Source organism: bacterium (assembly GCA_023135785.1).
Lineage (GTDB): Bacteria > CAIJMQ01 > CAIJMQ01 > CAIJMQ01 > CAIJMQ01 > CAZNJA01.
This window is the reverse complement of sequence record JAGLSL010000028.1, coordinates 1-7496: the sequence shown is the minus strand read 5'-3', so window position 1 is coordinate 7496 and position 7496 is coordinate 1. Positions and strand designations below refer to the sequence as shown.

Below are 7496 nucleotides of genomic sequence, written 5' to 3'. Positions count from 1 at the left end.
AATTTTCCGTATAGTCACTAGTTAAATGTAAATCATTGTATGCAACGTCTACTACTTCTTATACTTGGGGCACTGTTGGGCTCACTGCTTACCCGCCAATATGAAACATTCAAAGGGCGGGAAAATGATGCTCACTTACTCTTACTTGCTCTTAACGAAATCAGTGATTTTGAAACTAATTTACTTTGCTGGCAGAATTTTCCCAGCTATACTGGCCCATTGAAAGAGGTACAAACTACTCACATTAAGAGATTTCTTGAAACTAAACTCTCTCTTTTTCTCCGAATTGAAGTCCGAGAAGATTTCAAACAACTTATCGATTGGATTGACCAATCAAACGAGTTTGTCCACCAGTTTCCCCATGTGTCAATATCAAAAACAATAGCTAATACGTTAGCTGAATTTGCTGCTCCAATGGAGAAATCCTTGCATGAACCATTATGCAGAATCTGGAATTCTGTTTTATACACACACACTTTCCGTTATAGAATTCTCGGACTATCGCCAAATGATATAGATATCCTAAAAAAAAGAACACCTGGGGAATTGGCTGAATTTCATTTCAAATATAAAGTATAGACTAATTGATGATATGGGAAACAGTCCCAAATCTTGACATAAAAAGGAATACAAAAAATAATTATGAAGTTATTAGGGAAAATAAAAGATAAAGTTCTATCCTTTTTTGCTATTTTGTTTCTGCTATCGCTTGTGGTTTTTTTTGTAGGAGTTATAACTGATTTTAAATACACTTGGCTGAGTGCGATTTGTTTTATAATGGTATTGCCTGCAATTAATATGTGGATTTGGCAGTGGGCAGAGACTAAAAAAAGTAAAAAATTCGCAAATAAGATTTTGCTCATATCAATAGCAATTTCTCTTTTCGTAATCGTGTATATTCTAAATATGGGAAACTTGGGTGTAATACCTGCAGTATTGATATTTAGTCTTGCTGCAATATATTTTGGTTGGATAGCTTGGGCTTTTATTTTAACTTGCGATCAATGGTGGCAAAAATTGCTTGTCGTATTAGGGATTTGCCTGGTTGCTATTTTTGTATGGTTTATAAATGACTACGCAATAAAGGTTAAAACTGATAATCTTTCAGATATAGTGCATATGAACATTTTCGAAGGTTTAAACCCGCCTATCACCAAGAAAAGTTTTATAAAACAAAATGGTCTCCCTGAAAATATTGATGTTGATTACGAGGAAGATGACGATAATAGGTATAAGGTTGAAACATTAGAATATTTGAAAAATGATGGCAAGTTTTATGTCATTTTTATTGATGAAGACTACAGTGACGGATATATTCAATATGAGCCAATTGATTTAAGCATAGCAAGCTTTTTACGAGGCAGATCTTATATAAAGGAAAAACCTTTAAAATCATATACTATTAGAATTAAAGATAGAGATAACAAAGGATTGAAAATTTTTGTAAGAAAAGACAATAAAATAGATTCAATTATTTACTACGCAGATTAAAATATATTATGCTTGTTTAAATAAAGAGAAAAATTCATGAACAAAAGATTTATATTTTTAATTGCAGGAATAACTCTATTTCTTGGAGTTTTGCCTATGCCATATGGTTACTATCAGTTATTAAGGTGGTTTATATGTGGAGTAGGAGTTTATGGCGCATATTTGAGTTATGAGAAAAAAAAGAGTGCTTGGGTTTGGACTTTAGGGGCTATAGCGTTAATTTTCAACCCATTTTTTAAATTCCATTTTGCTACAGAATTTTGGAAAATAATTGATTTTGTTGCTGGGATAATATTCTTGCTTTATTTCTCAAGAAAAAATTCAATTAAACAATAAAAAAAGCAAAAAAGAGAAAAGGGTCAGGTCTTGCAATGACACATTTTAAAGAAGAAGACAGTCCCAAGTCTTGAATTGGTTTTTTTGTGATTGGTGAGAGGAAGGAATATGAAAAACATTCTAATAACAATTTGCTTACTAATACTATGCATTGTAACGTCAAGTTGTGCGAATAAGGAGAAAGTAATGGATAAAATTTATAATGGACCAGAAGCCCTTGAATGGTTTAAAAAAAATGATAATCCTTCTGCATTAGCCTCCAATCATTTTGGACCAACAGAAAAGGCAGTCGCTTTTGTTGAAAAATTATATGAAGCTGGAGTGCAAGAAGTGCGGATTTCTCAAGAATGCATTCGAGATGACGAAGAAACAATTAAAGAAGAAGGCGGACCTTATGCGGATGGTATCATTGTAGTTTTACCTTTTGATGCAAATAAAAAACAAGCAGTTGTTGATATGTGCGCCAAAGAAAGCGATTCAACTTATAGTAAGCCGGAAATAAAGAATAATATGATTTTTCTATGGTGGGATTAATCCTAAAAAAGGCTTTCATCAATAAAAAGGGTCAGGTCTCCCCCCTCTGATTTCTTCAAAATCAAGAAGAGGGGACTTTGCACATTTGATAGAAGAGTACCCCCCACAGTCTACCAAAGATACAATGGCGAGACTGGCAATGGGGGCTTTTGTGGAATTTCTAACTCGGGTAGATTTTGTTTCTTCCTGCCTGTTTTGCTTTATAAAGAGAACTGTCTGCTAATTTCACAAGAGCCTTACCTGATATTTTTCTGGGGGGATGGACTGCTACTCCCATGCTTACTGTAATCTTTAATTTTTTTCCTTTAAACGTAAAATTGCTATTGTCAACTCCCCTTTTAATTCTTTGGGCGACTTTAACCGCCTGGTCAAGCGAACAGTTAACTAATAGGACTATGAATTCGTCCCCGCCGTAACGCGCCGGGATATCAATTGTTCGCACGCTGTTGGAAATTATTTCACCGAGATCCCTTATAATATTGTCGCCTGTCAGATGTCCGTAATTATCGTTGTATTTTTTGAAGTAGTCGATATCTATCATAATTATAGCAAGAGGGTTTTGGTATCTTTCTATCCTTGCCAGTTCATTTTCTAATTGCTGATAGAAATGGCGGGCATTATAAAGACCCGAAAGTTCATCTTTTATTGAAAGTTCCGTTACCCTGTTGTAAAGGCGGGCGTTTTCTATCGCAATGCTCGTCTGATTAATGAATAATTTAAGATAATCTATGTCTTCCTTGCTGATAATCTGACGGCTGAAAATATTGTCCACTTCCATAAACCCGATAATCTGGTTTTTAACTTTCATAGGGAAAACTTTAACCAGCCCAAAAATGTCTTTATTTAATTTAAACATTCTTTTTTGCCGCGCAATTAACTCGTTATAAAACCTGTTTGTTCCCTTGTCGATAGGATATTTCTCATTTTTTATGATTTTTATTCTTCCCCTTATATCAAATGACATAACTCCGTTTAATGAGTCCCCTTTGTCATTTATAAGGTAAAGTTTTACCCTGTCAAATCCGAGACTCATAACAATATCTTTTAAAATAATGCCCAATATTCTTTTTTTCTCCAGAGTGCTGATGGCTGACATAGTGATGTTTGATAATGCCACTAACTTATTTAGAAACTTCTGATTTTCAGAAGACCTGTTGGCATCATATATCCCGGCTGCAATTATATTTGTGTAATCAACCAGAAGTTGGATATATTTCTTATTAATCGGTTTTTTTGATATATCGTTTCTTGCCCGCAGAATACCAATAGGCAAATTTCTATACTTTATCGGGATGTAGAGGGTGAACTCTTTCGGCAAATACTCATATTTTGTTTCATTGGATAAAAGAGAAGCAAAAAAGTCGTTCGGCTCTATCAGTATAAATTCTTCTCCCTCTTGAATGCCTCTTTCGGTAGCAAATAAAATAGAGTAGAGAGCTTTGCTTTCTTTCTTGTATAAAAGTATTGTGGTTTCATCAAGTTTCATCTCTTTTAAGATATTTTCTATAACCATCTTCAATGGTATTTTTATATCGTTAAAAGAATGGAAATTCTGGCTGATTCGATTTAATACTTTCAAGTGCCTGTTAATCCGCAGAATCTCTTTTATTCTCTTCATTTTAATCCTTGTCCCGTTAGAAATAAGACGCCAAAGGCGTATGCCTTGTCAAAGACAAGGATTTCTAATGGGATTTGCGATATATTTATAAATTTATTACGTATTCCATCTGTTCCGCAAGATAGTCAATCTCTTTCTTTAAAATATTATGGCTGTATCTGTTATCCGCAATTTTCTTCATTATTTTGGAGAAAGACCGCGCCACAATTATTTCCATGCTGCCCCAGTATAAATGATTAGGGAATCCCCTACCTATTTTGTAGGATTCTTTTAGTATTTTCTTCTGGGTTGTATTTTGTATATATATTGATTCAAAAGCTTTCATATTTGACGGGAGCATTCCGATATTTTTGCAATATCTTGCCTGGGACTGTCTGGAAACCAGAAATTTAATCAATTCAAGAGATTCCTTAAACATAGAAGTAGACTTCATAATAGCAAGGTCGCTACCTCCGCGAAAAGTAGTTCTCCGAAGAGTGCCCTTAGGAAATAAAGCTATGCCTATCTTTTTGTGCAACTTTTTACTGAAATGTGGATTGTTTTTGCTCAGGAAGGTCACGAGGTGCCACGGGTTCGAGAAATACAGCGCATATTTATCCCTTAAGAAAAAGTTGTCTGCGACATAGCTGTAGTTTTTAAGCAGAGCTTCCTTAGAAGAATAGTTGTTAATTAAGTCAAAATAAAACTTCATGCCGTCGATTGACTCTTTTTGATTTATTAAGATTTCCCCCTTGTCTCTAGAGAAGAAATCTCCGCCCGCGTTCCATATCCAGCAGGCAATATCTTGGACAAGCGTCTGTTCAAATTGCCCCGAAACTCCAATTGGGGATATACCTTGTGCGTCTATTTTTTTTAGTTTCTCGCAAACATGAACAATTCCTTCCCACGTATCCAGCCATTCTGTGGGGATATGGTATTTCTCTAAAATATCTTTTCGATAATATAAAATGCGTATATCAGCGAACCACGGAAGGCAGTTATTGCCGTCATTACTTGTCAGCGGAGAAGAGCCGGCAACATCAAACAAAGAATTTTTTTTTATTATTTCTTTTTTATATTTTGAAATATCGGCAAAAGATTTAAACATGGAAAGCGTTCCGCTCCACGAATTGCCTATTTGGATAACATCGGGGCAGGATTTATTTTTAATGTGTTCTACAATCCTTTCCCAAGCGCGCGCCCAAGGAATAATATCGTACTGAACGTCGATGGATGGATTCTTTTTTGTGAACTCTTTAATTTCCGTATCGATTATCTCTGCGGTTTCAAAGCCCGAATTGGGCATCAACCAGAATTTTAGAATTTCTTTTTCCATTTTTATGAGACCTATCTGTGATTATAGTGAAAATTTCGCATTTAAGATACTGTTAGAAGAAGTCCGGTGCTCGCTCTTTTCAAAGCCATCGAACCTCGCAATAACATCTTTGTTTGACCCCGAACTACGTTGGGTTCAAGGGTGGCAATCACTCTTCTTATTTTGCTTTTTATTGTTCAAGAGATTATATTATACCTGAATTGTGAGAAATTATGATAAATGAATTTATGAGAGTGGCTATAGATGAAGCTAACGAGGGCTTGAGTGAGGGAGGAATACCTATAGGCGCTGTTATTGTTTATGGCGGGAAGATAATTGGTCGGGGGCATAACAGGCGCGTGCAGAAAGGAAGCGCTATTTTACACGCCGAGATGGATGCTCTGGAAAACGCGAAGCGCCAACCTGCATCAGTATATAAAGAATGCGTTTTATATACTACGCTTTCACCATGTCCGATGTGTTCGGGCGCCATAATATTGTATGGTATCAAGCAGGTTGTTGTCGGCGAGAATAAGATGTTTATGGGAGATGAAGAACATCTTAAGTCAAAAGGTGTAGATGTGGAAGTATTGCAGGATGAAACGTGCATAGCAATGATGCGAAAATTTATTAGCGAAAATCCAAAGCTTTGGAACGAGGATATAGGAGTTTAAGTTAAAAGAAAGGGTTGGGTCTTAAAATGCCTATAAAAATTGATTATGAAAAATGTTGCTGGAAAGACGGTAAGTGTACATCGTGTGAATGCGGCGGCGAATGTGACGGTTGTGTTGAGGTTTGTCCCGTTGACGCATTGGAGCGGAAGATAAAATTGGGATATGATGCGGAAGCTTGCATTGATTGTGGCGCTTGTGTTGATGCCTGCGAACATAAAGCGATTACATTAATTGAAAATTAAAAGGAGGATAACGATGGATGAAAAATCACATCGGAGACCGAAATGGCCACTTGTAATTGGGGTTTTCACTCTTTTGTATGGACTCTTCCTGTGCTTATTTTATCACCCTTCAGAAAATGCAACTATTTTATCCATTATTTGTAATATTGGTGTAATTGTCTTTATGATATGTGGAGCTATTGGAATAATTCTCCACAGATCTTGGGGTAGCAGGGTACTCGTTTTAGGATCGTGGCTTTATGTGCTCGAGGGAATCTCTACGATCTTTGTTGTGGTTGACTTCATGGGTGGTCCTCCACCGATATTTGTCATACTTGGAATTTTGACAACGATGATTCCACTATATGGATGGCCTGTTTTCTTACTTATTTGGTTTGCCAGACACAAGCTTAATGGCGGTTACAACGTAGATGGTAAAGAGAACAATCCCAAATCTTAGCAGGATTTTTTGCAGTATAATTACTAGTTAGGTTGAAAGGAGCGCATGTGGACACGCAAGTTGTAACTAATGTATGTTATTTGGTAATTGCTTGTGCGGCTGTTTTCGTTGCTGTATGGCAAGTAATAACTACACGAGAACACAATCGCTGCTCCGTTAAACCACACTTGTCATTTGAAAGGTGTACTTCCAATCAATCCAAGATAGTCTTGTCTAATGAAGGCACTGGACCAGCATTTATTAAAGATGTTCGAATATATCTTGATAGTAAATTGATTGAAAACTTTGATTATACATCGTGGAGAAAAATTGTGGCACAACTTAAACTAAATGCTCCAGATGTTATGGGGTTAGGATTTGATCCAGATGGAGTTATAGGTCAAGATAGAAGTAGAACAGTCTTATCTATAAGAACTATTAACAATACTACTGATGAGATAATGCAGCAATTTCATAGGATTAATATAGAGATTGATTATACTTCTGTTTATGGAGACCGTTTCCAAGTAACTCTAAATAGCGATTTAAAGAAAAACAGCCCCAAATCCTAAAATGATTATTATTACTCCGAAAAAATTTAAGAAAGCTTTTCTTGAAGTGGTTGAATCAAAGAGTAAGGTTCTCTCGGATTTATGGTATGGACATGCCATTGCCTTTACTAAAAAAATGCGCGAATTTTTTCCTAAAATTGCCAGTCGTCTAAAACTTAACATTTACAACAAGGACTATTACACGCTTGACGCCATATTTTACGAAGAAAAGGATGCCCGTTTCTCTGCTAAAAGTACATACGCAAAATATATCGCAATTGCACTTGAGCATGAAAATGCTGTAGGTAGTTCAATAGCAGAGATGAATAAATTACAGC

11 protein-coding genes are annotated in these 7496 nt (G+C 35.9%); 9 read left to right on the top strand and 2 right to left on the bottom strand.

The features are described from left to right. Window positions 1-39: 39 nt before the first annotated feature. The 4 genes from KAS42_02475 to KAS42_02460 all read left to right on the top strand — a co-directional run bounded on the left by KAS42_02475 (window position 40) and on the right by KAS42_02460 (window position 2361). Window positions 40-579 carry a hypothetical protein gene (locus tag KAS42_02475; protein MCK4905098.1) on the top strand — a complete coding sequence of 180 codons (540 nt, stop codon included), beginning with the start codon at window positions 40-42 and terminating at the stop codon, window positions 577-579. Window positions 580-642: 63 nt separating this feature from the next. After that, complete coding sequence (locus KAS42_02470) at window positions 643-1491, top strand: hypothetical protein (protein MCK4905097.1); 849 nt, start codon at window positions 643-645, stop codon at window positions 1489-1491. Between the two features lie 36 nt (window positions 1492-1527). Continuing rightward, window positions 1528-1827: a hypothetical protein gene (locus KAS42_02465; GenBank protein MCK4905096.1), complete on the top strand. Its 300-nt coding sequence runs from the start codon at window positions 1528-1530 to the stop codon at window positions 1825-1827. 186 nt (window positions 1828-2013) lie between these two features. Further along, complete coding sequence (locus KAS42_02460; protein MCK4905095.1) at window positions 2014-2361, top strand: hypothetical protein; 348 nt, start codon at window positions 2014-2016, stop codon at window positions 2359-2361. 160 nt (window positions 2362-2521) lie between these two features. Here KAS42_02460 and KAS42_02455 read toward each other — a convergent pair whose 3' ends face one another. Together KAS42_02455 and KAS42_02450 are read right to left on the bottom strand one after the other, a co-directional pair. Next, window positions 2522-3979, bottom strand: a complete 1458-nt coding sequence (locus KAS42_02455) for a sensor domain-containing diguanylate cyclase (protein MCK4905094.1) — start codon at window positions 3977-3979, stop codon at window positions 2522-2524. Window positions 3980-4064: 85 nt separating this feature from the next. After that, the gene (locus tag KAS42_02450; protein ID MCK4905093.1) at window positions 4065-5294 is read right to left on the bottom strand and encodes an extracellular solute-binding protein; all 1230 of its coding nucleotides are present in this window, start codon (window positions 5292-5294) and stop codon (window positions 4065-4067) included. 215 nt (window positions 5295-5509) lie between these two features. Between KAS42_02450 and KAS42_02445 the strand changes: the two genes are divergently transcribed. The 5 genes from KAS42_02445 to KAS42_02425 form a co-directional block, all read left to right on the top strand. Next, entirely contained in the window at window positions 5510-5947 is a 438-nt protein-coding gene (locus tag KAS42_02445) for a nucleoside deaminase (GenBank protein MCK4905092.1), read from the top strand. Window positions 5948-5973: 26 nt separating this feature from the next. After that, window positions 5974-6189, top strand: coding sequence for a 4Fe-4S binding protein (locus tag KAS42_02440; GenBank protein ID MCK4905091.1), 216 nt, complete (start codon window positions 5974-5976; stop codon window positions 6187-6189). Between the two features lie 13 nt (window positions 6190-6202). Then, window positions 6203-6628: a hypothetical protein gene (locus tag KAS42_02435; GenBank protein ID MCK4905090.1), complete on the top strand. Its 426-nt coding sequence runs from the start codon at window positions 6203-6205 to the stop codon at window positions 6626-6628. A 47-nt stretch (window positions 6629-6675) separates the two neighbouring features. Next, window positions 6676-7179, top strand: coding sequence for a hypothetical protein (locus KAS42_02430; protein ID MCK4905089.1), 504 nt, complete (start codon window positions 6676-6678; stop codon window positions 7177-7179). Window position 7180: 1 nt separating this feature from the next. Further along, the coding region (locus KAS42_02425) for a hypothetical protein (GenBank protein ID MCK4905088.1) at window positions 7181-7496 on the top strand (316 nt) is incomplete at its 3' end.